The organism is Pseudaeromonas pectinilytica (assembly GCF_054780855.1).
Map to the genome: position 1 here is coordinate 1 of NZ_BAAGVN010000360.1, position 24,817 is coordinate 24,817.

Annotated in this window: 24 protein-coding genes and 1 riboswitch; of the genes, 19 read left to right on the forward strand and 5 right to left on the reverse strand. The window is 56.0% G+C overall.

Going from position 1 to position 24,817, the window contains the following annotated elements; translation table 11 throughout:
• The first annotated feature begins 81 nt into the window (after positions 1 to 81).
• Positions 82 to 276 carry a DUF4250 domain-containing protein gene (locus ACYVG7_RS19830; RefSeq protein ID WP_460884830.1) on the forward strand — a complete coding sequence of 65 codons (195 nt, stop codon included), beginning with the start codon at positions 82 to 84 and terminating at the stop codon, positions 274 to 276.
• A gap of 242 nt (positions 277 to 518) precedes the next feature.
• Entirely contained in the window at positions 519 to 956 is a 438-nt protein-coding gene (locus tag ACYVG7_RS19835) for a nuclear transport factor 2-like protein (RefSeq protein ID WP_460884831.1), read from the forward strand.
• A gap of 98 nt (positions 957 to 1,054) precedes the next feature.
• Here the strand turns inward: ACYVG7_RS19835 and ACYVG7_RS19840 are convergent, their stop codons facing one another.
• Positions 1,055 to 1,624, reverse strand: coding sequence for a DUF3157 family protein (locus ACYVG7_RS19840; protein ID WP_460884832.1), 570 nt, complete (start codon positions 1,622 to 1,624; stop codon positions 1,055 to 1,057).
• A gap of 181 nt (positions 1,625 to 1,805) precedes the next feature.
• Positions 1,806 to 1,907, forward strand: a riboswitch (TPP riboswitch).
• Between the two features lie 168 nt (positions 1,908 to 2,075).
• On the opposite strand from ACYVG7_RS19840, the gene thiC reads away from it, so the two are divergent.
• From thiC to ACYVG7_RS19885, 9 genes are all read left to right on the forward strand, one after another.
• Positions 2,076 to 3,986, forward strand: a complete 1,911-nt coding sequence (thiC, locus tag ACYVG7_RS19845; protein WP_460884833.1) for a phosphomethylpyrimidine synthase ThiC — start codon at positions 2,076 to 2,078, stop codon at positions 3,984 to 3,986.
• Positions 3,983 to 5,737 carry a thiamine phosphate synthase gene (gene thiE, locus ACYVG7_RS19850; protein ID WP_460884834.1) on the forward strand — a complete coding sequence of 585 codons (1,755 nt, stop codon included), beginning with the start codon at positions 3,983 to 3,985 and terminating at the stop codon, positions 5,735 to 5,737. Before thiC ends, thiE begins: the two co-directional genes overlap by 4 nt.
• The gene (locus ACYVG7_RS19855; RefSeq protein ID WP_460884835.1) at positions 5,730 to 6,623 is read left to right on the forward strand and encodes a HesA/MoeB/ThiF family protein; all 894 of its coding nucleotides are present in this window, start codon (positions 5,730 to 5,732) and stop codon (positions 6,621 to 6,623) included. The genes thiE and ACYVG7_RS19855 overlap by 8 nt, the downstream gene beginning before the upstream one ends.
• Positions 6,620 to 6,871 carry a sulfur carrier protein ThiS gene (gene thiS / locus ACYVG7_RS19860; protein WP_460884836.1) on the forward strand — a complete coding sequence of 84 codons (252 nt, stop codon included), beginning with the start codon at positions 6,620 to 6,622 and terminating at the stop codon, positions 6,869 to 6,871. The genes ACYVG7_RS19855 and thiS overlap by 4 nt, the downstream gene beginning before the upstream one ends.
• Positions 6,872 to 6,873: 2 nt before the next feature.
• Entirely contained in the window at positions 6,874 to 7,668 is a 795-nt protein-coding gene (locus tag ACYVG7_RS19865) for a thiazole synthase (RefSeq protein WP_460884837.1), read from the forward strand.
• A gap of 9 nt (positions 7,669 to 7,677) precedes the next feature.
• A complete protein-coding gene (gene thiH / locus ACYVG7_RS19870) occupies positions 7,678 to 8,793 on the forward strand; it encodes a 2-iminoacetate synthase ThiH (RefSeq protein WP_460884838.1) in 1,116 nt (371 codons plus the stop codon).
• 227 nt (positions 8,794 to 9,020) lie between these two features.
• Positions 9,021 to 9,365: an STAS domain-containing protein gene (locus ACYVG7_RS19875; protein ID WP_460884839.1), complete on the forward strand. Its 345-nt coding sequence runs from the start codon at positions 9,021 to 9,023 to the stop codon at positions 9,363 to 9,365.
• Entirely contained in the window at positions 9,362 to 9,793 is a 432-nt protein-coding gene (locus ACYVG7_RS19880; protein ID WP_460884840.1) for an ATP-binding protein, read from the forward strand. Before ACYVG7_RS19875 ends, ACYVG7_RS19880 begins: the two co-directional genes overlap by 4 nt.
• A gap of 131 nt (positions 9,794 to 9,924) precedes the next feature.
• Entirely contained in the window at positions 9,925 to 11,313 is a 1,389-nt protein-coding gene (locus ACYVG7_RS19885) for a sigma-54-dependent transcriptional regulator (RefSeq protein ID WP_460884841.1), read from the forward strand.
• 24 nt (positions 11,314 to 11,337) lie between these two features.
• Here the strand turns inward: ACYVG7_RS19885 and ACYVG7_RS19890 are convergent, their stop codons facing one another.
• Entirely contained in the window at positions 11,338 to 12,417 is a 1,080-nt protein-coding gene (locus ACYVG7_RS19890; RefSeq protein WP_460884842.1) for a glycosyltransferase family protein, read from the reverse strand.
• Positions 12,418 to 12,761: 344 nt separating this feature from the next.
• On the opposite strand from ACYVG7_RS19890, the gene ACYVG7_RS19895 reads away from it, so the two are divergent.
• From ACYVG7_RS19895 to rnd, 4 genes are all read left to right on the forward strand, one after another.
• Positions 12,762 to 13,868 carry an FIST signal transduction protein gene (locus ACYVG7_RS19895; RefSeq protein ID WP_460884843.1) on the forward strand — a complete coding sequence of 369 codons (1,107 nt, stop codon included), beginning with the start codon at positions 12,762 to 12,764 and terminating at the stop codon, positions 13,866 to 13,868.
• A gap of 2 nt (positions 13,869 to 13,870) precedes the next feature.
• Entirely contained in the window at positions 13,871 to 15,874 is a 2,004-nt protein-coding gene (locus tag ACYVG7_RS19900; protein WP_460884844.1) for a response regulator, read from the forward strand.
• Between the two features lie 189 nt (positions 15,875 to 16,063).
• Positions 16,064 to 17,791 carry a long-chain-fatty-acid--CoA ligase FadD gene (gene fadD, locus ACYVG7_RS19905; protein ID WP_460884845.1) on the forward strand — a complete coding sequence of 576 codons (1,728 nt, stop codon included), beginning with the start codon at positions 16,064 to 16,066 and terminating at the stop codon, positions 17,789 to 17,791.
• A gap of 48 nt (positions 17,792 to 17,839) precedes the next feature.
• The gene (gene rnd, locus ACYVG7_RS19910) at positions 17,840 to 18,952 is read left to right on the forward strand and encodes a ribonuclease D (protein ID WP_460884846.1); all 1,113 of its coding nucleotides are present in this window, start codon (positions 17,840 to 17,842) and stop codon (positions 18,950 to 18,952) included.
• Positions 18,953 to 19,021: 69 nt separating this feature from the next.
• Here rnd and minE read toward each other — a convergent pair whose 3' ends face one another.
• From minE to minC, 3 genes are read right to left on the reverse strand one after another with little or no spacing between them, the layout of a single operon-like run.
• Positions 19,022 to 19,303: a cell division topological specificity factor MinE gene (minE, locus tag ACYVG7_RS19915; protein WP_460884847.1), complete on the reverse strand. Its 282-nt coding sequence runs from the start codon at positions 19,301 to 19,303 to the stop codon at positions 19,022 to 19,024.
• A gap of 3 nt (positions 19,304 to 19,306) precedes the next feature.
• A complete protein-coding gene (gene minD / locus ACYVG7_RS19920; RefSeq protein ID WP_460884848.1) occupies positions 19,307 to 20,119 on the reverse strand; it encodes a septum site-determining protein MinD in 813 nt (270 codons plus the stop codon).
• 21 nt (positions 20,120 to 20,140) lie between these two features.
• A complete protein-coding gene (gene minC, locus ACYVG7_RS19925) occupies positions 20,141 to 20,842 on the reverse strand; it encodes a septum site-determining protein MinC (RefSeq protein ID WP_460884849.1) in 702 nt (233 codons plus the stop codon).
• Positions 20,843 to 20,947: 105 nt separating this feature from the next.
• Here minC and ACYVG7_RS19930 point away from each other — a divergent pair, with 105 nt between their 5' ends.
• The 4 genes from ACYVG7_RS19930 (at position 20,948) to atzF (ending at position 24,814) form a co-directional block, all read left to right on the forward strand.
• Complete coding sequence (locus tag ACYVG7_RS19930) at positions 20,948 to 21,229, forward strand: YcgL domain-containing protein (protein WP_460884850.1); 282 nt, start codon at positions 20,948 to 20,950, stop codon at positions 21,227 to 21,229.
• Positions 21,229 to 22,194, forward strand: coding sequence for a lytic murein transglycosylase (locus ACYVG7_RS19935; protein WP_460884851.1), 966 nt, complete (start codon positions 21,229 to 21,231; stop codon positions 22,192 to 22,194). The genes ACYVG7_RS19930 and ACYVG7_RS19935 overlap by 1 nt, the downstream gene beginning before the upstream one ends.
• Entirely contained in the window at positions 22,191 to 22,646 is a 456-nt protein-coding gene (locus ACYVG7_RS19940) for a YcgN family cysteine cluster protein (protein ID WP_460884852.1), read from the forward strand. Before ACYVG7_RS19935 ends, ACYVG7_RS19940 begins: the two co-directional genes overlap by 4 nt.
• Before the next feature lie 335 nt (positions 22,647 to 22,981).
• Positions 22,982 to 24,814, forward strand: a complete 1,833-nt coding sequence (gene atzF / locus ACYVG7_RS19945; protein WP_460884853.1) for an allophanate hydrolase — start codon at positions 22,982 to 22,984, stop codon at positions 24,812 to 24,814.
• The last annotated feature ends 3 nt before the right edge of the window (positions 24,815 to 24,817 follow it).

The window sequence follows — 24,817 nt, forward strand, 5'->3', positions numbered from 1 at the left end:
TTGTTTCTGGCCATGATTTAACCCTCCAGAACAGAACCCTTTAAGTGTAGTCCTGAAGGGCTGAATCATGGTGGTAATCAAGTGGATTTAAGTGCCTATTTACGAATGGACGCCACCATACTGCTCGGAATCATCAATGAAAAACTGCGTCTGGAATGCGATAGCCTGGACGAACTGCTGGCCATGTTCAATTTTGATCGCCAGCAATTAGCGCAGCGCATGGGAGAAATCGGTTACCACTATGATCCGGTTTGCAACCAATTCCGGGCTAACTAGGCTTCTGTTCGAATCTGCCTTCGAGCGCTCCGGCGCTCTTTTTTTTGTGATTGAATTTGCAAGAAAAATTGATTTTCCATCCAGTCGACTGCCAGAGCTTGCAGCTGACTGGGTGGAACCTGTCAGATGTTGCCAGTTCGGGGGGGCTACATTGACTTTCGAGTGAAAGCTGAGAACAATCTAAGGACTCAGAACGTATATATTCAGTCAATGTTCTGGTTGGTAATGGGGGGGAGGTGAATATGGATGCCAAAGAGGTGGTGCTGGCATTTTGGCAGCGGATGGATATGAATGATTTTTTTGGGGCCACGGAATGGTTAGGGGACGGCTTTGAGTGCACATGGCCCCAATCCGGAGAGGTCGTCCAAGGGGCGTGGAATTACGCGATGATCAATATTCATTACCCATCGTTTGGTCCTTGGCAATTCAAGATCGAGAATCTGTTGGTACAGGGCGATCAGGTGGTGACCAATGTATTTATTTCTGACGGTGTCCAACAGGCCAGAGCGATCACCTTCAGTACGGTGCACAAGGGTAAGATCGTCAAGCAACTAGAATATTGGCCAGAGAGCTTCATGGCTCCTCCTTGGCGCAGTCAGTGGATTTACCGCTCAGGGCAACAAGCCGCGGAAGTTTTGCCCCCTATCGAGCGCGCACATTGCATCAGTACAGATCGATAGTAGCCTTCTGCTAATCACGTTAGACCCGGAACTAATAGTCACCGGGTCGCATCCATTGATATATTTAACGTAATAAATGCGATTGTGCATCTGTTATGTCACGAGCGCCTTTCGATGCGGGTTATCTCCAGGCGGATCAGCGGAGCCTGGTTCCCGTCAGGCATTGGTAACCAAAGCGTGCGAAATGGGCGAGTCTGCTGGGTTCGCAGGTAGGTATCGGGTAGCCGGTATTCGGCTTGCCAGAACGAAACCTCATGCTGCGCGAGCAACTGGCCTTGTTGGGAGTAGAAGCTGACCCGACCCAGGATCTTGACCACGCTGCCGGTGGCTAGGTTGCTGACTTGAATGTTCAGTCCCAGCTGATCGTCACCTTGTTGTGTATCCTGCAGAGTTAATTTGACGCCATCTGCGGCTATGGTGCCGAGCATGGCTGGATCGGCGATGGCTTGCGGGGTGAGTACGGCAGACGGAGTCTGCGTACTGGCTGCGCCGGGACTCTGGGTTACCGGCGCGGATTTGGCGAACACCTCGGTGAGGACATAACTCCAGGTGAAATCATCATGGATCTGGATCTGGCGGCCATCCGGTAGCTTGGTTTCTGACAGGACTACGGCGTGGCTGATGCTGCTCGTCAGCAAGGATAACAGCAGGATACAAGATGCTTTCATAGGACTCTCTGAGGATGAACGAACGGTCGTTGAGCAGGGAGTATATCGGCATGCGGATCGGCAAACCACGATGGATCGCATGGCGATGTGATGGTGGGGCGGCGGCAGGAGGATAGGGGACAACGGCAAAAAACTTGCTGATCCGACTTGTGTCGGTTGATCCAGTCACGGCATACTCGAGCCCATCTTGTCGGAGTGCCCCACTGGGCTGAGACCGTTAATTCGGGATCCGTTGAACCTGATCAGGCTAGAACCTGCGAAGGGATACAAGGGTAAGGCATCAGAGTTTCCCGCCTTCTTGTGATCCAGAATGTCCGGATGCAAGCAGAATAACTCCCTGCCGCAACCGGCTGTACCGCGGTTGAAATCTGCACACCACAGATTGTTACTCCCAGCCAACACGACTCCAGACAAGCAAATCACGCCCTCTTTTCATAAGGTGAATTTTGCTATGTCGACCTCTATCTCTAGAGCTATATCTTCCGAGCCTACCAGCTCTCCATCGCCTTCACGTCGCGTCCGACGGGAACAGGCACATTATTACATTACCCAATTAGTGGGTCAGACATTCCCCAATTCGGATCGGATCTATCTGCCGGGATCGCGCGCTGATATTCGCGTGCCGATGCGACGCATCCACCTTGCGTCATCGCTGGTGGGTGGTTCATCCGATGCGCCGCGCTATGAGCCCAATGCCCCCGTGTTGATCTACGACACCGCGGGCGCCTATGGTGATCCGGAGCAGCCCATCGATGTGACTCGGGGTCTACCGGCACTGCGAGCAGCGTGGATTGCCGAGCGTCAGGATACCGAGATCATCCCGCAACCCACCTCGGATTACACCCGGATACAACAAGACAACCTGGCGCCTCAGGTTCCGGTGATGCAACGGCGAACTGACCTGCGCCGGGGACGAGCGGGGGCTTGTGTCACCCAGTTACATTATGCCCGAGCCGGCATCATCACCCCGGAGATGGAGTTTATTGCGCTGCGGGAAAATCAGCGACAGCTGGCAGCTGGCGAGCAGGGGATCACTGCCGAATTTGTGCGTGCCGAGGTCGCGGCCGGGCGCGCCATTATTCCGGCTAACATCAATCATCCTGAGGCCGAGCCCATGATCATTGGCCGCAATTTTCTGGTCAAGATCAACGCCAATATCGGCAATTCGGCAGTGAGCTCCTCCATCGAGGAGGAGGTGGAGAAACTGGTCTGGTCCACTCGCTGGGGCGCGGATACCGTGATGGACTTGTCCACTGGGCGTCATATCCATCAGACCCGGGAATGGATACTGCGCAATAGCCCGGTGCCGATAGGCACAGTCCCCATGTATCAGGCGCTGGAAAAGGTCAACGGCATCGCCGAACACCTCAGTTGGGCGGTGATGCGGGATACCCTGATCGAACAGGCCGAACAGGGCGTGGATTATTTCACCATTCACGCCGGTCTGCTGCTGGCCTATGTGCCGATGACGGCCAAGCGGGTTACCGGGATCGTCTCCCGGGGCGGCTCTATCGTTGCCAAATGGTGTCTGGCCCATCACCAGGAAAATTTCCTGTATCAGCATTTCCGCGAGATCTGCGCCATCTGTGCCCAGTACGATGTGGCGCTCTCGCTGGGCGATGGCTTGCGGCCAGGCTCCATTGCGGATGCCAACGATGAGGCGCAATTTTCCGAGCTCAGAACTCTGGGGGAGTTGACCCAAATTGCTTGGGAATATGACGTTCAGGTGATGATCGAAGGGCCGGGTCATGTGCCCATGCATCTCATCAAGGAGAACATGGATGAGCAGCTCAAGCATTGTCACGGTGCGCCATTTTATACCCTGGGACCGCTGACCACCGATATCGCCCCTGGGTATGATCATTTCACCTCCGGAATTGGTGCCGCCATGATTGGCTGGTTCGGCTGCGCCATGCTCTGTTATGTGACGCCCAAAGAGCACCTGGGATTGCCGAACAAGGAGGATGTCAAACAAGGCCTGATTGCTTACAAGATTGCCGCCCATGCCGCCGACTTGGCCAAGGGTCACCCTGGGGCCCGCCTGCGGGACGATGCCATGTCCAAGGCGCGTTTCGAGTTTCGTTGGGAGGATCAGTTTAATCTGGCCCTGGATCCAGAGACGGCGCGCGCCTATCACGATGCGGACTTGCCGCAAGAGTCCGGTAAGGTCGCGCATTTTTGCTCCATGTGTGGCCCTAAATTCTGCTCGATGAAGATCAGTCAGGAAGTGCGGGATCTGGAAGCCGCCAAATTGGCACAGCAGCAACAAGCGGGCATGGCCGAACAGGCCTCGCGGTTTCGTGAACAGGGCGCCGAACTGTATCAGTCTCAGCCAGTAAGCGGGCCAGAGGTACAGGTATGAGCAAGCCACATGAGACTTATCCGGTGAGCCCGCGGCCGATCGTCTGGAGCATTGCGGGCTCGGATTCCGGCGGGGGTGCCGGTATCCAGGCCGATCTGCTGACCTGCCATCAATTGGGGGTTCATGGCTGCTCGGTGATTACGGCCATCACGGCACAAAATTCCACTCGGGTGGTCGGGGTGGACGCCGTGTTGATGCAAACCTTTGTCAGTCAGCTCGATGCGTTGGAGGCCGATCTACCGGCCGATGGCATCAAGATTGGTTTGTTGCCCACGCGCCTGCATCTGGAGGTTCTTGCCAAGCGATTGGCACATTGGCGAGCCAGCAAGGTTGACTCAACCTCGTCCCAGAACGTGACATCCGGCAAGACTCCGTTCGTGGTTTATGATCCGGTGGCCATCGCCAGTGTGGGCCAGGCCATGGCGAGCCCGGACTTGCTTCAGAGCGTGGATATGCTGTTTGCGCAGCTGGATTTGCTCACCCCCAACCAGCCTGAGCTAGAGCGCTTGACCGGCGTTGCCATCTCGTCGCCCCAGCAGTTGGTGGACGCGGCGCAGCAACTGCGTCGCCGCGGTCTCAAGGCGGTGCTGGTCAAAGGGGGGCATGCCAGCTGGCAAGGGGATTGGTGTCTGGATTATTTCTGCGATGAGCAGCAGAGCTTCTGGCTGGCGCTGCCACGGCTGGACACCCGGCATGGGCACGGAACCGGCTGTTGCTACGCCTCGGCGATTGCCGCGCTGGTGGCCCAGGGCTATAAGCTGGTGGATGCCGTCACCCTGGCCCGCGCCTATGTGCAACAAGGGCTAGCAGCAGCCCAGGGTATCGGGCAGGGGCCTGGGCCGATTGCCCATCTCGGCTGGCCTGCGACACGAGAGTATTTTCCGCAGTTAGTGCTGCCGGGCAGTGCCTTGTCCCGAACATTAGGACTATGCGGTGTATCGCCGCTCGGTTTTGCAGCGACGGAGGCATCGATTGCCAGGTTACCGGCCGAGTCATTTGCACCATGTCCGCGTCGGCTAGGGCTCTATCCGGTGGTGGATTCAGCGGTCTGGATCGAAAAATTATTGGCCTGGGGCGTGCGTACCGTGCAACTGCGCATCAAGGATCCGCACCATCCTCGATTGGAGCAGGAGATCCAGGAGGCTATCGCCTTGGGCCAGCAGTATCAGGCCCAGGTGTTTATCAACGACTATTGGCAACTGGCCATTCGGCATGGTGCCTATGGCGTGCATCTGGGGCAGGAGGATCTGCTACAGGCCGATCTGGCGGCTATTCAGCGTGCCGGACTACGGTTAGGGCTCTCAACCCATGGCTACCATGAAATCGCCTGTGTCCTGGCTCTGCGCCCTTCCTACATCGCGCTAGGCCATATTTTCCCCACAACCACTAAGCAGATGCCCTCGGCACCCCAGGGGCTGCTGCGGCTCAGCCGCTACGCGGAGCTTTTGTCGGATATTCCTACGGTGGCGATTGGCGGTATCAGTCAAGCTCGGGTGGCGTCTGTACTTGCGGCAGGCGTCGGCTCAGTGGCCTTGGTCACGGCGATCACCGAGGCCGCCGATCCGCACGCGGTGACTCGCGCCTTGCTGGCACAGGTGGGGGCAGGGGATACTCTGTCGCCGGATACCGCTCTGTCTGATGCTGTTGTGTCCTATGTCGTCGCCACACCAACTGCTGCACAAGCCAGCTATCCTGACCAGCCCCTGCAGCAAGAGCACATCCATGGCTCCGCGGAGGCTTGTCATGACTAAGCAATCGCCGATGGGGACGCCGCAAGCGGCAGAGCCTTTCGCAGCGCAGGATGAGATGAGTTGGCGCCGCTACGGTCGGCAGATGTTGCTGCCAGAAATTGGCGAGCCCGGGCAACAACGCCTGGGGCAAGCCCGGGTGCTGATCATCGGGCTGGGGGGATTGGGCTCACCGGCGGCCCTCTATTTGGCCGCAGGTGGCGTGGGCCAGCTCTGGCTGAGTGATGATGATGTGGTGGCGACAAGCAATCTGCAGCGCCAGATCCTCTATACCTCTGCCGATCTGCAGCAACCCAAACGCAATGCTGCCCGCAAGCGTCTGGCACAGCTTAATCCGAATATCAGATGTTATGCCGTTACCGCTTTTGCTGAGTCAAATGGCAAGCAGCTGTTACAACCAGATGGTCAAGCCGTCGATCTGGTACTGGACTGCTCCGATAACATGGTCACGCGCCAGTTACTCAACCGCTGCTGCGTTGAGCTGCAGATCCCGCTGCTCAGTGCCGCCGTCTCGGGTTGGCAAGGCTCCTTGCTGTTGTTCGATTATCGCGCGAGTGCCATCTCGGCAAACGAGCATGATCCTGGTTGTTACCACTGCCTGTATCCATTGCAGGAGGAGCCCATCTTGAACTGTCAGAGTGCCGGAATTATCGGGCCGCTTGCCGGTATGGTCGGTGCACTGCAAGCACTGGAGGCAATGAAATTCCTGCTCGGCCTTTCGAGCCCGGCAGTCGGGCACCTGCAGCAGATTGATGCCCTCAGTGGCCGTTGGCAGCGCGTCGGCTTGCGGGCCGATCCCTGCTGTCCGATCTGTCGGTCACCGAATCCTCCCACCAAGAAGAACCATGCAATGCCGATAGCCACAGAATCGATGGAGTACCGCCGATGAACTTTGTATTGAATGGCCAACCTCGGGTTTGGCAACCGGAACTGACGCTGGAAACGTTACTGCGGCAGGAGGGTTATATCACCCCAATACCCGAGGCGGCGCAATCAGACGGCAGTTGTACCGCGTCAATACGTGGGGGGGTGGCCGTTGCCATCGGGCAACAGGTGGTACCGCGTTCAACCTGGGCGCAACGGCTTGTTGCGCCAGAGGATGAGGTTGAACTGTTCCAAGCGATCGCAGGAGGCTAACCATGACTGATCAATCAAGGACAACACCGCTGATTATTGCCGGTCGACGATTCGGCTCCCGGCTCTTCACCGGGACGGGTAAGTTTGCCTCGGCACAGATGATGTCGAGCGCCATTGCTGCATCCGGCTCTGAGCTGGTGACCATGGCCTTGCGCCGGGTTCAACTGGAGAGACAGGACGAGCAGATCCTGGCGCCCTTGACGCAACTGGGGGTACATCTGCTGCCGAACACCTCCGGAGCCAGAACGGCAAAAGAGGCTGTCTATGCCGCCCATCTGGCCCGTGAAGCCCTCGGGACGAATTGGGTGAAGCTGGAGATCCATCCCGATGCGCGCTACCTGATGCCCGATCCCCTTGCCACTCTGCAAGCCGCCGAGCAACTGGTGGCCGATGGCTTTGTGGTGTTGCCTTACTGCAGCGCGGATCCCGTGTTGTGCAAGCATCTGGAGGCGGTGGGGTGTGCGGCTGTGATGCCACTCGGGGCAGCGATTGGCTCAAATCAGGGGCTCAGCACCCGGGAGATGCTGAAAATTATCATCGAACAATCTGGCGTTCCGGTGGTGGTTGATGCTGGCATTGGGGCTCCTTCCCATGCGGCCGAGGCCATGGAGCTGGGGGCGGATGCGGTCCTGGTCAATACCGCGATTGCCGTCGCCAGCCAGCCGCAGCAGATGGCGCAGGCGTTTCGTCTAGCAGTCGAGGCCGGAAGGTTGGCCTATGAGGCGGGTCTGGCGTCGAGGCGCGTGGTGGCCGAGGCATCCAGCCCATTGAGTAGTTTTCTGGCTTCCTTAAGCTGAGGAGTGGCGATGAGCTTTTACGATATCTGGCAACAGCTGGATTGGACAGGGTTGCAGCAGGCCATCACGGAATCAACCCCGGCGGATGTCGAGCGGGCCTTGTATCGCGAGCGCCGGGATCTAGCCGATTTTGCCGCGCTGATCTCGGTTGCTGCCGAGCCTTTTTTGCCGCAGATGGCGGCCGAGGCGGAGCGATTGACGCGGCAGCGCTTCGGACAGGGCGTCAGCATGTATTTGCCGCTCTATTTGACCAATCTATGCGCCAATGACTGCAGTTATTGCGGTTTTTCCATGAGCAATAAACTCAAGCGCAAAGTCCTGGATGAGGAGGAAGTTCGTGCCGAATGCACGGTGATCCAGCAGATGGGCTATCAGAATCTACTGCTGGTCACCGGCGAGCATGAGACCAAGGGCGGCATGGACTATTTCCGGCGCATGTTGCCGGTCGTCAAACCCTATGTCAGCTACCTGATGATGGAAGTTCAACCGCTGGCCACGGAGGAGTATCAAGAGCTGATTGAATTGGGACTGGATGCGGTCATGGTGTATCAGGAGACCTACCATCAAGCCACCTACGCCGAGCATCACCTGCGGGGCAAGAAGCAGGATATGCGCTGGCGGATGGAGACTCCGGATCGCCTCGGTGCGGCTGGCATCGACAAGATCGGGCTGGGCGCCCTGCTCGGGCTTGCTGATTGGCGCACCGACTCCTTGATGCTGGCCCATCATCTGGAGTATCTGCGCAAACGCTACTGGACCAGCCGCTACTCGATGTCGTTTCCCCGATTGCGTCCCTGTACCGGCGGTTTCAATCCGGGACATCCGATGAGCGATCGGCAACTGGTGCAACTGATCTGCGCCTGGCGGTTGCTGGATCCCGAGTTGGAGCTCTCGCTCTCGACCCGGGAGTCGGCTGAGTTTCGTGATGGCGTGATCCCGTTGGGGATCACCAGCGTCAGCGCGGGCTCCAGTACCCAACCGGGGGGGTATGTTCGCCCTCAACAAGAGTTGGAGCAATTTGCCATTCATGACGAGCGTCCTGCCCAGCGAGTGGCCCGTTCGATTCGCGATGCTGGCTTGGAGGTGATCTGGCGTGAAGCCAGTGCGCGGGACTGGAGTCGATAACTCATAGCGCTCTGACGTTTAGTGCTCTGACGTTTAGTGCTCTGACGTTGCAAAATGCAGCTCGAGGGTCCTGGTGTTGCAATTTGCACAGCAAAAAGCCTCTCCGGAGGCTTTTTGGGGATCAATATTCCCCGAAACAGCTCTTTGGGGCCTGGCATGACCTTTGCGATAGCCTCAGGAGTTGGCAAGCAAAGCGCAGACTGACTGCGTACTCGTGGAGGTTCATCATGAAAAACCAGCTGTCCTTTTTGGAGTCGACTCAAGTCCTGACTCTGGAAGGGGACTTTGATGCTCTGGCCTGTGAAGAGTTAACGCCGATCCTGGAACGCATGCCGGGATGCGCGGAAGAGGTGCTGGTCGATATGAGCCAAGTGCACTTCATTGATTCATCCGGCATCGGAGCCTTGGTGTTTCTCTACAAACGATTGCTCAACGCCGGTTGTTATCTGCATCTGGTGTGTAAACCCGGGCAACCCAGAGAGCTGCTGCGACTGCTGCATATCGACCGCAGTGTGCCCTGCTATGGCTCGGTGACCGATTATCAGCAGGGGATAACGGATGGTACCGTATGAGCGTGTATCCTGATGCGCAGCTCATCTGGCAGTGCCACGGTTGCGCGACACTCCAGGGGATCCGTTTTTTGCGCCAGGAGTTGGCGACTATGCTGGTGACTCTGGGCATGGCGCCTGACTGCCAGCAACAGTTACTGCTGGGCATCAGCGAGCTGATGACCAACGTAGTGCGCCACGCCAAGCCATCAGCCCATCGAATGCATCTCGTCCTGTGCCGGCAACACAAGGTCATCTGGTTGGAGTTGGAAGATGACGGTGGCGCCTTTGATCCCATCAGGCACGCTCATCTGGCCTACCGAACCTGGCATCAGGGTACGAGGCTGCGAGTCTCGGGCTATGGCTTGGCGTTGCTGAGGGTCACTCTTCCGGCATTACGCTATCAACGCGCGGTGGGTACCAATCGCTACAGCTTGCCACTGGCCGCATGAAACAACGGTTGGCGAGGTCACGGCCAACTATGATCCCATTAACACAAGCAGAATAAGACGCGGCTCTTGCTTGTTGTTGCTCCTACTCTCTGTTAGACCCAATAGAGCAACCTGTTGACCGGAGCATCGTCGTGACCTCTTCTCGTCCCCTGATTTTTTTGGTTGAAGACAGCCTGACACTCGCCTTGCTGTATCAGGATTATCTGCGCAGTGAACCGTTTGATGTGGTGCATTTTGCTCAGGGACTACCGGTTCTCGAGCAACTGGAAAAACAGTTGCCCCAGGTGGTACTGCTGGATCTGGAACTGCCGGATATCTCGGGGATGGAGATACTGCGCTTTATCAATGAACGGCATATTCCCTGTACCGTGGTGATGGTGACAGCCCATGGCTCGGTAGATATCGCGGTCGATGCCATGCGTCAGGGCGCCTTTGATTTTCTCACCAAGCCATTTGATGGCAAACGACTCTGCACCACGGCGCGTAACGCGGCCCGCCACCAGCAACTCACCTATCTGGTCGAGACCTATCGCGCCAACTATGACCGGAATGAGTTCGGTGGCTTTATAGGCGGCTCCCTGCCCATGCAAGGGGTCTACCATATGCTGGAAAGCGCGGCCCCGAGTAAAGCCACTGTCTTTATCACCGGGGAAAGCGGCACCGGTAAAGAGGTGTGTGCCGAAACTCTGCATAAGCTCAGCCCGCGCCGCGATCAGCCGCTGGTGGTGCTCAATTGTGCCGCTATTCCGCGGGATCTGATCGAAAGCGAAATCTTCGGTCATGTGAAAGGGGCATTTACCGGTGCGCTCGCCGATCGGCTGGGGGCCGCGGCGCGTGCGGACGGCGGGACCCTGTTCCTAGATGAAATTTGCGAGATGGAGTTGGATTTGCAAAGCAAGCTGCTGCGGTTTATCCAGACCGGGAGTTATCAGCGGGTTGGTGGTAGCAAGCTGGATACTGTGAACGTGCGCTTTGTGTGTGCGACCAATCGGGATCCCCTGGTCGAGGTGCAAGCCGGACGTTTTCGTGAAGATCTCTACTATCGTTTGCACGTGATCCCGGTGGTGCTACCACCGTTGCGGGAGCGGGGTGAGGATGTGTTACAGATTGCTCGGCAATTTCTCCGCCAGTTTTCTGCCGAAGAGGGCAAGCACTTCACCGGTTTTAGTCATGAAGCTGAATCCATACTGCTCGGCTATGCGTGGCCGGGCAATGTTCGACAGTTGCAGAATGTGGTGCGCAATATTGTCGTGTTGCATGAAGGGGATGTGGTGCAACCGGGCATGCTACCGCCACCCTTGAATCAATGGATCCCCAGTGAGCGTTTCACACGGGAAGCTCCCGCTGAGTTACCCGTCGCAGACTCACCGATCCGCCCCATGTGGTTGGTGGAAAAAGAGACTATCGAACATGCGATTAACCAATGCGGGGGCAACATCCCCCAGGCTGCTAGCCTGCTGGAGTTGAGTCCCTCGACCATCTATCGCAAACGACTGGCATGGGAGTCAGAGGAGCATTAACCGGACGAGGGCAATCAGCCCTTGTCATTGCATGCTATCGAGGAGCAAGCCCAATTCATCGGCGTCCCAATGTTTCGTACAAGATCCTGGGGGTGAGCTGCGCCTTTGTTCCAGACCCGAGCCAATAGGCGGCATCACCGGGGCATGCGAAGGATGGGGTGGCGGCCCTCCGACTATAGGGAGTAATTCGCACAGCTCATGCATGGTATTGATCCGGCTGAGCAAGGGTTTGAAACACGGAAGCCCCTTAAAATGAGCCGTCACGACTAAAGGAGTATCACTGCGCAAGGCCCACTCCAGTTGCAAGGGAGGACATTGGCAAATTTCTGCTGTGTTGTGGTAAGGCAATAAGGTGACTTGCCAGTGTTGCAGATAAGCTGGCAACTGTTCGACACTCTTTTCTCCGAGCCAGAACACGTTACGTTGCTGCAACAGGCGATCCAGTTGCGGACTCTGACGGGGGCCGATCAACACCCAATACCAGTCGGGACGGCGTTTAGCGGCGCTTTCCAGTAATTCCCAGTCCAGTTGTTCCGACAAGGGGCCATGAAAACCGATGATGGGGCGTCCCTTGGGCAGGTCACGAGGACGAGATTGCCAGGAGGTCTTGTTTTCATGATCTAGCAACACCGTCTTGTAGGCGGGTAACTTGGCCGCCTGTTGCCGGGAGGGGGCAATCAGCAGACTGGCTTTGGCTATCAGTTGCGTTTCAAGCCACTGCGCCGAATCGTCATCCGGCTGGGGGAGCGAGTATTCATCCCGATAATAGACGATCGATTGAATCCCCAGATTTTCTGCCAGACGGTTGGCATCCGGATTTAAAAATACCAACACAGGGGCATGCATGTTCAGGTAGTGCTGAGTATCGCGAATTTGCTTCGCCAGCCAGAATTGACGCAGCCCCTGCAACCAAGAGATGTCGCTGCCGAATGGCGAGCGAAGATTCAGATGGTAGATGGGGGATGGTGCAGTCTCGGATCCGGCACGGGTTGCAACCCATAATACCTTGCGATTCTTGGCTAGGCGTAAAAACAGCTCCCGGCTGGAAGCTGGGCAACTGAGCCAATCGGTAGCGATAATAATCAGATCTCGTTTTTGTTTCATATGTGCCCCCAATCCCGCTAGTGATGAAGCGGGGTAGACAGGGTTAGGCAGGAATGATGCCAAGATGGAATGGTGAAATTAATAGTTATATTTCAGAGGGATAACGATTTCGGATGCAAGAGTGGCGGAGTGGACGCCGCTGCAAATTGCAAATTGCAGTGACAGATCGCGAATCGCAGATTGGGGTGTGCTCATCAAATCCTGCGGCCAGATGTGATCCTGTCTGAAAAATGACAAGGTTTAGTGGCGGGATTGTCGACTATGGGTGAAACAATAACATGGGCATGAGTTAGTCCACATGGGGATGATCTGAGGCTATGAATGAGTCAGTGCAAGGAGTGGTTATGCAGATCGCGTGTGTAGCTGAAGATTCTTTAGCCGACATAGAGCACCATCTTCGCAGCCTGCTAGCCAGGTCGGATGTGAATGGTATTTTGCTCATGGTCGCCTCCGGGAATACATTCCCGGTTTCGTCCCTAGAGCCGTTGCTCAAGCATGCCAACAAGCCGATTTTTGGGGGCATATTTCCATCTGTGATGTGGGAAGGCGAGCAGTATGGCACCGGAGCCGTGATGCTGGGGCTGAGCTGTGAGGTTCGTTGGGCGGTTCTTGAGGATTTGCATCAGGAGAGCCTGGAAGCTTCCTTGCAGGAGGCCCTGTCGCTGGATGATGGCGCGCGCGAAACGCTGTTTACCTTTGTTGACGGTTGTTCCAGTCAGATCAACAAACTGATTGCGGCTCTGTTCAATCAATATGGATTGGAGCTCAATTACATTGGCGGTGGGTGTGGAACCGCATCTTTTGAGTCTATTCCTTGTGTCATAACGCCATTGGGAGTGCTGCAGAATGCGGCTGTTCTTGCTCTGGCGCGTTGTCATAGCGGTGTTGGGGTGGCTCATGGTTGGCAACCGATCTCCGGGGCTTTCAAGGTTACTGAAGCTGATGGTAATCGGATTATCTCTCTGGATTGGATACCGGCGTTCGAGGTGTATCGGCAGGTGGTTGAGTCCCATGCCGGAGCCTCGTTCGCGGGATCCAGTTTTCGTGATCTGGCCAAAGCCTACCCGTTTGGTATTGCCAAACTGGGTCAGGAGATGGTGATCCGGGATCCGGTGCAGTGTCTTGACGGCAGCCTGTTATGTGTCGGCGAGGTACGGCGAGGCGCCTATGTGCATGTGATGCATGGTAAAGCTGCAGAGCTGATCCAGGCTGCACGCCAAGCCAGTGAGCTGGCATCGGCATCATTTGGTCATGCCAGCCCCGGAGCCATGCTATTTGTCAATTGTGTCTCTCGCTCCCTGTTTTTAGGGGCTGATTTTTCACAAGAAATGGCGGCGGTGCGTCAGAGTGGGTTGCCGATGATGGGGGCGCTGACTTTGGGAGAGATCGCCAACAGCGGTCAAGATTATCTGGAGTTGTTTAACAAGACATCGGTTGTGGGGTTGCTCTGAACATGGCCAATACCAGTCTGATCGAACAGGAAGTTCTGCACGAGATCGCGATGTCGATTGGCATCAGCCTTGATCTGGGAGACATGCTGCGGGAGTGTTTACCTATCTTTGTCCGTGGTTTGGGTTGTTGTACGGCGGCCGTCCTTTTGCAGGATGGAGAATGTGGTTTCTTCACCCCCAAATGCATATTGCCCCATGCGGCTATGCGCAACCGTGGTTTGCATCAGGCCATGGCCAAGGCCATCGACTTGCATACCTCGGGTCAGGCATTTGCCATCCCGCTCATGGAGCAAGCTGAACAGCATCTTTACTATGCCTGGCGCCTCAAAGAAACCGGCATTCTCCTGTTAGGGCGTAGCAATGCGTTTGCCTATCCGTTGTATATGGAGGTCGGCCCGCTGGTGGATAAGCTGGCTTTCGCCATCCAGGCCTGCGAGCAATATGACTCGCTCCGGATTGCCAAACATGCCATGGCCAAGGCGCGAGACGAGGCTGAATCGGCGAATAAGGCGAAAAGTTATTTTCTGGCTACCATGAGCCATGAGATCCGGACCCCCCTCAATGCGGTACTCAACCTCTCCGAACTCCTGGCTGAAACCCAGCTCAGCGATCACCAGCATCGCCTGCTCAACGGCATCTGCTCGGGAGGGCAGGCGTTACTGCAATTGGTCAATGATGTGTTGGATTTTTCAAAAATCGAAGCTGGGAAGCTGGAGTTCATCCCCGAGCCCTTTCACTTGGGCTCGCTCCTGGATGGGGTGCGAGATTTATATGGCAAACAGGCAACCGAGAAGGGATTGAGCTTCGAGTTTAAGTTGGATCCACAGTTACCGGAGGTGATTGAGACGGATCCATCCCGTCTGCGGCAGATTTTGCACAATCTGCTATCGAATGCTCTCAAGTTTACCGATCACGGCTTCATTCGCGTCACCGTGACTCCAGAACCTCTAGCCCCTGGAGCGCAGCAATTGCGTTTCATGGTGGAAGATAGCGGAATTGGTATCGCCGAGGAGCATCAGGCGGGTTTATTTCAGGAGTTTCATCAGCTGGATTCTGGTCTAAACCGCCGCTTTGGCGGGACTGGCCTTGGCCTTGCGATTGTGGCTCGGCTAGTGGATGGCATGAAGGGCTCCTTGGGGATGAGCTCCTGCCTGGGAGAGGGAAGTCGTTTTTGGTTTGTACTCCCGGTGCTGACCTCTCGCACTCTGACTGCACCCCAGTCTCTGCCTCTGCCGACTGCGGGCGGAAATATTCTCTTGGTGGAAGATAGTCCGACCAATCAGATGGTGGCCTGTGCGTTATTAGAAAAACTGGGTTGTCAGGTGACCGTTGCCGAGAGCGGGGCGCAGGCGATTGCTGCGGTGCAACATCAGATGTTCGATCTGGTCTTGATGGATATTTCGATGCCGGGAATGGATGGTATGGAGGCGACCCAGCGGATCCGTCAGTTGGGTGCCGACTATGTGCAACTGCCTATCGTGGCGATGACCGCTCATGCCCTTGCGCAGGACAGAGCTAGCTGCCTGGCGGCGGGAATGAATGATTATCTGAGCAAGCCGCTGCAACGGGAACGACTGCAGGAAGTGGTCAGCCGATGGTTAGCGTCGGCTCCGCTCGCTGTTCACCCAGTACCTGAATCGCCGCCACTCTGGATCACCTATCCGATCCTGGAGCTCAGCATACTCGATGGCTTGCAGCAGGAAACCACGCCACAAGTTCTCCTGCAGGTGGTGGAGTTATTTATTCAGGAGGTCGGGGTGCATGGCAAGGCGCTCGACTCCGCGCTTAACGCCATGGATCTGCAGGCGGCCGTAGCGCCAGCACATGCCATCAAGAGCAGTGCCGGTGCCTTGGGTGCTATGGCCTTGTTTCATGCCGCCTCTGCGTTGGAGTCGGCTTGTCGGCTCGCACACGCCGAGACGGCCGTGCCGTTACTGCGCGATATCACCCCGCTGATCCAGCAAACGGTTACTCGTCTGCAGCAACATTTTCAGCCGGTCTGCTAAAAGTTCCCTGACTGGTGAAATTCCGTGCAAGTGCGGATTTGTGCGGCAAAGTTGGGGAAATTCTGCGGAATTTTATCGACCAACCGGCAGATCCCAGTAAAATTCCCGGTTTTTTGCGGCGAGAGATTTTCGCTCGCGTTGCTTGTTAACAGCTGATTAACAACTAGCCTTAGTGCAGGAGTTAAACATGTGTTTAATTCACCTCTGGGCGATGAAGAAGAGCAGGAGTACATCGTGGAAAAGTTTTGGCTGAAGCGTTATCCCGCAGGAGTTCCGGCCGAGATCAATCCTGACATCTATCCCTCGTTGGTGGAGATGTTTGAGGCGTCTGCCGCACAATATGGCGATCTGCCGGCCTATCTCAATATGGGGCAGACTCTGACGTACCGTGGCCTAGAGCAACAATCCAGAGCTTTTGCCGCCTATCTACAGCACAAATTGAAATTGCAGAAAGGGGATCGGGTTGCTCTGATGATGCCCAATCTGTTGCAGTATCCAATAGCCTTGTTCGGGGTCTTGCGTGCCGGCCTCATAGTAGTGAACGTCAACCCCTTGTATACCCCCCGAGAGTTGGAACACCAACTGAAAGACTCGGGTGCCAAGGCCATCGTGATTGTATCTAATTTCGCCAACACCCTGGAGCAGGTGGTGTTCAAGACTGGCGTGCAGCATGTGATCCTGACTCGCATGGGCGATCATCTCGGGTTTGCCAAGGGCACATTGGTGAATTTCGTCGTCAAATACATCAAGAAGCTTGTTCCCAAGTATCACTTGCCCAATGCCATCTCGTTTCAGCGCGCTTTGAATAAGGGCCAGCATTTGCAATATATCAAACCACGGATCCAGCCCGGGGATATTGCCTTCTTGCAATACACAGGTGGCACGACCGGGGTGGCCAAGGGCGCCATGCTGACCCATCGCAATATGCTGGCCAATGTCGAGCAGTGCCTGGGGGTGTATGGCCCGGTACTGCACCAGGGACAGGAGTTGGTGGTCACGGCTCTGCCGCTGTACCACGTTTTTGCGCTGACGGTGAATGGCTTGTTGTTCATGCGCTTGGGTGGCTGCAACCTGCTGATCACCAATCCGCGGGATATTCCCGGTTTTGTCAGTGAACTGAAACAATATCAGCCGACCTGCATCATAGGGGTTAATACGTTATTCAATGCGTTGTTGAATAATGAGACATTTTGTCAGCAGCCGATGCCCAATTTGCGCTTGGTGATTGGTGGGGGTATGTCGGTGCAGCATGCGGTGGCCGAGCGTTGGCAAACCATCACTGGCACTAAACTACTCGAGGGCTATGGTTTGACCGAATGCTCACCCCTGGTCTCGGTCTGCCCTTATGATCTGGAAGGGTATAACGGCTCAATTGGCCTGCCGGTTTGTTCCACCGAGGCGCGGATCGTTGATGATGAGGGGCGGGAGATACTGGCGCTGGAGCAATCCGGCGAATTGCAGATCCGGGGTCCCCAGGTCATGAAGGGGTACTGGCAACGGCCGGAGGCGACGGCGGAAGTCATGAAAGATGGCTGGTTGAGTACCGGGGATGTGGTGGTGTGGCAAGAACAGGGTTTTATCCGCATCGTCGATCGCAAGAAGGATATGATCCTGGTCTCCGGGTTCAATGTGTATCCGAATGAAGTCGAGGATGTAGTCGCCATGCATCCCAAGGTGTTAGAGGTGGCGGCGGTTGGCGTCCCCAGCCCACAAACCGGTGAGATGGTGAAGATTTATGTGGTTAAGCGTGATGCCTCGTTGAATGAGGCCACCCTGATTGCCCATTGCCGTAAACATTTGACTGCGTACAAGGTGCCGAAGCTGATAGAATTCCGCGCAGAATTGCCTAAATCGAATGTCGGCAAGATATTGCGTCGTGTCTTACGCGATGAAAGTGTCAAACCGACGGCCCCTTGAGACGGTATTGCGACCACCGCTCGTTGTTTCAAGCCACATGGATTGACCATGCACTACCAAACTATTATCCACGCCGAGGCGCTTGCCGCCTTTTGCGCCGAATTGGGCGCCGCGCCTCTGGCGATTGATACTGAATTCGTTCGAACCCGCACTTACTATCCCCAGCTGGGCTTGGTCCAGTTATTTGATGGTCAACAATTGGCACTGATTGATCCGGTGGCGATCCCCGATCTATCACCGTTATGGCGCGTGTTGCAACGGCCCGATCAAATCACTGTACTCCATGCGGCCAGTGAAGATCTGGAGTTGATCCATCATGAAGCGGGGGCCATGCCGTTTCATACCCATGATACCCAGTTGGCGGCGGCGTTTACTGGCTCCGGGCTATCGATTGGTTTCAATGCCATGACCCAGGAGTTGCTGCAGGTGACGTTGGATAAAGATCAGGCTCGGACCAACTGGTTGGCGCGGCCCCTGACGGAAAAGCAGTTGCATTATGCGGCAGCTGATGTGTTCTACCTGCTCCCTATCTATGAAAAACTGCTGGAACGTTTGCAGCATGAAGGGCGCATCGCTTGGTTCGAAGAGGAGTGTGCCGCGCTGGTGGAGCGCAAACGTCCCCAGGAGCTGAGTGAGCAAGCGTATAAGGATATTGGCAATGCCTGGCAGTTGGGTCGTCAGGAATTGGCGGTACTGCAACGGCTGGCGATGTGGCGCGAGAGTGAGGCCAAACGCCGGGACTTGGCGTTAAATTTTGTGGTCAAAGAGCTACACCTGTTCAAATGTGCCGAGCGGATGCCGAAGACATTACGGGATTTGGAACAACTGGGTCTGTTACAACCGGAGATCCGTAATCATGGCAAGACACTATTGCGCCTGATTGAGGAGGCCCAGAATAGTGATCCCCAGAGCTGGCCTCAGCGGTTGCAGCGGTTAGTCGATTTCCCGCACTATAAATCGGAACTCAAGCGTCTGCGGGCTAAAGTGGAAGCCGTGGCCAATGCACAGCGCTTACCGGTGGAGTTGTTAGCCTCGAAAAAGACCATCCATCAATACCTGAGCTGGCTGTGGAAATGTGCCGACGAACAGAAACAGGATGGTAAAATGCCACGTCTGTTAACGGGGTGGCGCAAAGAGTTGCTGGGTGATTTGACCCAATAACCAAGCCATGAGCGAACCAATAAAAAAGCGCGGAATTCCGCGCTTTTTCTATTGCCGGTGCTTCAGAAATTAATCATCGCTGTCATCACCGGGTTTACGTTCGCCACCCAACATAATGTTGAGCTCCAGAACGGACAAGTCATCTTTCTTATCCAGCTGGACGCTGACCTGATCCGGGCTGATTTCCACATATTTGCGGATCACATCCAGCAGATCCTGTTTCAGTTGTGGCAGATAATCCGGGCCGCCCCGGGTACTGCGTTCATGGGCAACGATGATCTGCAGGCGCTCTTTGGCAACCCGGGCGGTGTTATCTTTGCGCGGACGCAGGAAAAAATCGAGTAAGGACATGGCTTAGCTCCCAAACAAGCGAGACAGGAAGCCTTTCTTCTCCTCGACCAGGAAGCGAAAATCACGCTTCTCACCGAGAAGACGGGCAACTGCGTCGTCATAGGCCTGACCGGCATCGGACTCTGCGTCCAGAATAACCGGCTCACCTGCGTTAGAAGCGCGCAGGACGGAAGGGGATTCAGGGATCACCCCGAGCAGTGGAATAGCCAGAATTTCCTGCACATCCTCCACGCTCAACATGTCGCCCCGATTGACCCGATTAGGCGAGTAACGGGTCAGCAACAAGTGCTCCTTGATAGGCTCCAGACCCAGTTCGGCACGGCGAGATTTGGAGGCCAGGATCCCCAGGATCCGGTCCGAATCACGCACGGATGAAACTTCCGGGTTGGTGGTGACGATCGCCTCATCGGCAAAATAGAGTGCCATCAAGGCGCCAGTTTCGATGCCAGCCGGGGAGTCGCAGAGGATATAGTCAAACCCCATATCCTTGAGCTTGCCAATCACTCGCTCGACGCCTTCGCGATTCAGTGCTTCCTTGTCGCGAGTCTGCGAGGCGGGAAGAATGAACAGATTCTCCACACGCTTATCTTTGATCAGGGCCTGATTCAGATTTGCTTCTTCATTGATGACATTGACGAAGTCATATACGACACGGCGTTCGCACCCCATGATGAGGTCCAAATTCCGTAAGCCGACATCGAAGTCAATGACCACCGTTTTGTATCCGCGCTGCGCCAACCCAGTGCTGATGGCAGCACTACTGGTGGTCTTACCAACGCCGCCTTTTCCCGAAGTTACGACGATAATACGAGCCATGGGTGCTTTCCTTGTAAACCGTTAAGACTGCAATTTTTCGAAGATAAGCTTATCTTGCTCCAAACGGATATAAACGTTTTGTCCCGTCATTTCCGTTGGAAGCGCGTCACTAAGCTGGTAGGTGCCAGCGATGGAAACCAATTCGGGATCCAGCCCCTGGCAGTAAATGCGAGCCTGGGTATTGCCTCGGGCACCAGCCAGAGCACGACCTCGCAGTGAACCGTAAATATGGATACTGTCGTCGGCAATGACTTCTGCGCCATTACCTACGGTGCCGATGATGACCAAAGAGCCACCCGCAGCGTAAATTTGTTGTCCAGAGCGGACATTACCATGATGCACCCGGGTCGGAGTCACAGTCGGTTCATTATCTTTTTCGGCCGTGACGACAGGTTCAGGTGCTGATGGTGTAATCACCTTGCCAGCGGTCATGACCGCGAGCCCTGCCGCTTTGGCGGCTACCTTGGTGGCTTCATCGCGGGCACCACTGACGCCAACCAGAACGAAATCTTCCCGCTCTATGGTCTCTTTCAAAGCTTCAAAATCAGGAGTGTTTTCCAAACGTTCGACGTTCACCACGAGGGGGGCAAAGTTGAAGAACTGGGGGGCTTGCGCCACCTTGGTTTCCAACAATTCCTTGATTTGCTGTGGATCTGTATCCGTCAAATGCAAGACAGACAGGGTGAAAGTACTACCCTTGAGTTCAATGCCGGTATCGGCCATTTACAGCACTCCGTTGACGAGGAAAACCCTTATAGTTATTGAGTTCCACATGGTATAGTCAGCCACCATTTCAGGCAATAAACCCCGTGAATTTTAACGCGATCCATGATCTGTGCCGTATATAAAAGTCCAAAAAAAGACGCTACCTATCTCTTCGTGGAGCGTCGCGATGATTTTTCACGCATCCCTGACTCCTTGCTGACTGTTTTCGGCAAGCCGCAATTCGTCATGTTGCTTTCACTCAAACAGACTCGTCCACTGGCGTTTGTCGAACCAGAACGGTTGCTGGAGGCTCTTGCGACCCAGGGTTATTTTCTGCAACTGCCGCCGCCAGAGCCGGACTTGCTCAAACAGCATCGCCAACAGCTAGGACTGGATAAAGTCTGATGAACAAACTATTGCTCGTGGCTGGCTTGCTGTCAGTCACCTCCTTGCAGGCATCGCCTGCTATTTCATTTCCCGACTATGTGCAGAATTTGAAACAAGAGGCCAGGACGCAAGGGATCTCGGCTGCGACCGTGGATGCCTCATTTGTCGATGTGCGCTTTATCGAACGCGCCGTGAAGAATGACCGCAATCAGCCGGAATTCAAACTGACGCTGGATACATATCTCCCCAAGGCCGTGCCGGAATGGAAGGTACGTCAGGCTCAGCAGTTATACCGTAAGCATTATGCCTTGTTGCAGCAGATCGGCGAGCAATACGGCGTGCAACCGCGTTTTATCGTTGCTCTGTGGGGCATAGAAACCAATTTTGGTAAGTTGACCGGTAAGTATTCACTGATCTCGGCATTAAGCACCTTGGCTTATGAAGGGCGCCGCGAAGCCTTCTTTAAAAAGGAGCTGTTTGCTGCCCTGCGCATCATTGAACAGGGCCATGCTACACCGCAAACTCTCAAGGGCTCCTGGGCCGGTGCCATGGGGCAGGTGCAATTCATGCCCAGCTCGTTCCTCGCCTATGCCGTGGATCAGGATGGCGACGGTCGAAAAGATCTCTGGCATAGCCAGGCCGATGTGTTCGCATCCGCCGCATACTATCTGCAGCAGCACGGCTGGAAAGGGGAAGAGAATTGGGCTCGTCGTGTGCGCGCCCCGCAAACCCTGGATCCGGCCCAGGTTGGTTTGACGGTCAGTAAGCCGGTGAGTGAGTGGCGCGCTTTGGGGGTGGTCAATCTGGATGGCTCATCCTTACCAGCGGTTGTTCAACAAGCGTCACTCGTGATGCCCGATGACAAAGAGGGCCGAGCTTACCTGGCCTATGACAACTACAAGGCGCTGATGGGCTGGAACCGCTCTAACTATTTTGTGGTCGCCGTGGGCTATCTGGCGGATCGCATCGTGGGGAAATCATGACACAGTTGGCTGAAAATGAACGCTTTTGGGAGAACAAGAGCCTGGAGCAGATGAGCCAGAGCGAGTGGGAATCCCTGTGCGATGGTTGCGGCAAGTGCTGTCTGGTTAAATTGGAAGACGCTGACAGTGGCGAGCTGATTTTCACCAACGTCGCTTGCGACCTGTTGAATCTCAAGACCTGTCAGTGCGGCGACTATCCCAATCGTTTCAAGAAGATGCCGGATTGTCTGCAATTGACTATCGACAAGATTGCCGAATTTCACTGGCTGCCAACCACCTGCGCTTACCGGCTGTTAGCAGAGGGCGATCCCTTACCAGTTTGGCATCCACTGCTGACTGGCAGCCGGTCCGCCATGCATGCCGCTGGTCATTCCATCCGCAATAAGGTGATCCACGAACGCTTTGCCGGTGAGTGGGAAGATCATATCGTCACCTGGCCCTTGGGCTTCTAAGTTGCGACGACCAATCTGGTTCTAAAAAATGAAATTTCAAGCCGACCACTGCGTCGGCTTTTTTGTCTCTGCCATTATGCCAGATGGCTGCGCCATTTAGGTGCAGAGTCACTTGCCTCCCTATTATTGCGCACCAGTAGATTTCACTGTGCCGTAGTTCAGTGCAAAGGAATGTCTCGCCTGTTGCGGGGGATATTCCTAATAATTGCCTAGCTATCAATCATAACTAATTGAATTTAAACAATATAAAAATCAGTTAATTCCTGAGTCAGCTTTTGGCATGCGACTTGTAATACCTGCTTGTATACAAGTTGGAATGCTAAGTGGGTGCAGGGATGAAAACAACGGGATGGACGATTCAAGAGTGGCAACAGGCTTACCGCCAGCAGGGCGCTCAGGTCATGGAACTGCTGGCACCCCTGGTGGCGAGCCTCTCGCCGGAGGATAACGCCTGGATCAGCCGCATCACGCGGGAGCAACTGGAGCAGCAACTCAGCGATCTGGCCCGACGTCTGGCGGCGGTGCAACAGGATCTCTCCCGGTTACCTCTGTACGGCATTCCGTTTGCGGTGAAAGACAATATTGATGTTGCAGGGCTGACCACGACAGCAGCCTGTCCGGCCTTTGCCTACCAACCAACCCAGGATGCCACTGTGGTGGCGCGCCTGAAGGCCGCCGGGGCCATAGTGCTGGGCAAAACCAATCTGGATCAGTTTGCCACCGGCCTGGTCGGCACCCGCTCTCCTTACGGCGCCGTCGCCAATACCTTCGATAGCGCCTATATCAGCGGCGGCTCCAGCTCGGGCTCTGCCTCTGTGGTTGCGCGCGGCCTGGTGCCCTTTGCCTTGGGCACCGATACCGCAGGCTCCGGTCGCGTGCCAGCGGGATTTAATAATCTGGTGGGGTGGAAACCGACGCGCGGCGCCTTTAGCACCACAGGGGTATTGCCCGCCTGCCGCTCCCTGGATTGCGTCTCCATCTTTGCACTGACCGTGGCGGATGCCCAGTTGCTGGCGGCGCAGATGAGTGCCTTCGATGCCACCGATATCTACTCCCGTCCACAACCCGTAACGCCGCTGCGCTCTAGCTGGGGCCCTCGACCCCGGTTTGCCTTGCCAAGCGTCATGGAGTGGCACGGCGATGCACAACAAGCAGCCGCCTTCGAGCAGGCCTGTGATCAGCTGCGGGCTCAGGGCGCCGAGCTGACTGCCATCGATTTTTCCCCCATGTATGCTCTGGCGCGCTTGCTCTATGAGGGGCCCTGGGTGGCGGAGCGTCATGCGGTGCTGGAGTCCTTCATGGCCGAGCAGGCGGATCAGATGGACCCGACGGTAGCCTCTATCGTCGCCCAAGCCCAAGGACAAAGTGCCACCGCGGCCCATAGGGCCGAATATCAGCGCATGGCGCTGCAGCGTCAGATCTTGAACGTCTTTAACGAGTTTGATGCCTTGCTGGTCCCGACGGCGCCGTTGTTGCCAACTCAGGCCCAGGTGGCCGAGGCCCCTGTCACCGTCAACTCCTGGCTGGGTGCCTATACCAATTTCGTCAATCTGGCCGATTGCAGCGCCCTGGCGCTACCGGCCGGGTTCCGTGCCGATGGCTTACCGGCCGGCATCACCCTGATTGCGCCAGCCTGGCAGGAGTCCGCCATGGCCGAGTTTGGTCACCGTTGGCAGCAGCAGTTACAGCTGCCATTGGGGGCGACTGCTCGTGCTTTGCCGCCAGCCGGTGAGCGTATACCTGCGGCATGCAGCGCGGATTATTACCCGATTGCCGTGGTGGGAGCTCATCTCTCCGGCATGCCGCTCAATCATGAGTTGACCAGCCGCGGCGCCTATCTGCTCGAGCGTACCCGCAGTGCCAGTCACTACCAACTCTACGCTTTGGCCGGGAGTGTACCGCCCAAACCGGCGCTGGTCGCGGCTACTGAGGCCGAAACTGCCACCGCCGCCATCGAGCTGGAGCTCTGGGCGCTGCCCAAGAGTCAGTGGGCCGATTTTCTGGCCGGGATCCCGACGCCGCTGGGGCTGGGAACCGTGCTGCTGGCCGATGGCCGCCGGGTCAAAGGATTTATCTGCGAGCCAGGCACCCTATCCGAGGCCCGCAACATCACCGAATTTGGCGGCTGGCGGGCTTTTATCCGCAGCTTGAATGCCACTGCTCACTAAAAA

Coding starts and splice junctions, on each gene's coding strand:
- ACYVG7_RS19835 (WP_460884831.1), top strand. CDS start 519: ATGGATGCCAAAGAGGTGGTGCTGGCATTTTGGCAGCGGATGGATATG.
- ACYVG7_RS19840 (WP_460884832.1), bottom strand. CDS start 1,624: ATGAAAGCATCTTGTATCCTGCTGTTATCCTTGCTGACGAGCAGCATC.
- thiC (WP_460884833.1), top strand. CDS start 2,076: ATGTCGACCTCTATCTCTAGAGCTATATCTTCCGAGCCTACCAGCTCT.
- thiE (WP_460884834.1), top strand. CDS start 3,983: ATGAGCAAGCCACATGAGACTTATCCGGTGAGCCCGCGGCCGATCGTC.
- ACYVG7_RS19855 (WP_460884835.1), top strand. CDS start 5,730: ATGACTAAGCAATCGCCGATGGGGACGCCGCAAGCGGCAGAGCCTTTC.
- thiS (WP_460884836.1), top strand. CDS start 6,620: ATGAACTTTGTATTGAATGGCCAACCTCGGGTTTGGCAACCGGAACTG.
- ACYVG7_RS19865 (WP_460884837.1), top strand. CDS start 6,874: ATGACTGATCAATCAAGGACAACACCGCTGATTATTGCCGGTCGACGA.
- thiH (WP_460884838.1), top strand. CDS start 7,678: ATGAGCTTTTACGATATCTGGCAACAGCTGGATTGGACAGGGTTGCAG.
- ACYVG7_RS19875 (WP_460884839.1), top strand. CDS start 9,021: ATGAAAAACCAGCTGTCCTTTTTGGAGTCGACTCAAGTCCTGACTCTG.
- ACYVG7_RS19880 (WP_460884840.1), top strand. CDS start 9,362: ATGAGCGTGTATCCTGATGCGCAGCTCATCTGGCAGTGCCACGGTTGC.
- ACYVG7_RS19890 (WP_460884842.1), bottom strand. CDS start 12,417: ATGAAACAAAAACGAGATCTGATTATTATCGCTACCGATTGGCTCAGT.
- ACYVG7_RS19895 (WP_460884843.1), top strand. CDS start 12,762: ATGCAGATCGCGTGTGTAGCTGAAGATTCTTTAGCCGACATAGAGCAC.
- ACYVG7_RS19900 (WP_460884844.1), top strand. CDS start 13,871: ATGGCCAATACCAGTCTGATCGAACAGGAAGTTCTGCACGAGATCGCG.
- rnd (WP_460884846.1), top strand. CDS start 17,840: ATGCACTACCAAACTATTATCCACGCCGAGGCGCTTGCCGCCTTTTGC.
- minE (WP_460884847.1), bottom strand. CDS start 19,303: ATGTCCTTACTCGATTTTTTCCTGCGTCCGCGCAAAGATAACACCGCC.
- minD (WP_460884848.1), bottom strand. CDS start 20,119: ATGGCTCGTATTATCGTCGTAACTTCGGGAAAAGGCGGCGTTGGTAAG.
- minC (WP_460884849.1), bottom strand. CDS start 20,842: ATGGCCGATACCGGCATTGAACTCAAGGGTAGTACTTTCACCCTGTCT.
- ACYVG7_RS19930 (WP_460884850.1), top strand. CDS start 20,948: ATGATCTGTGCCGTATATAAAAGTCCAAAAAAAGACGCTACCTATCTC.
- ACYVG7_RS19935 (WP_460884851.1), top strand. CDS start 21,229: ATGAACAAACTATTGCTCGTGGCTGGCTTGCTGTCAGTCACCTCCTTG.
- ACYVG7_RS19940 (WP_460884852.1), top strand. CDS start 22,191: ATGACACAGTTGGCTGAAAATGAACGCTTTTGGGAGAACAAGAGCCTG.
- atzF (WP_460884853.1), top strand. CDS start 22,982: ATGAAAACAACGGGATGGACGATTCAAGAGTGGCAACAGGCTTACCGC.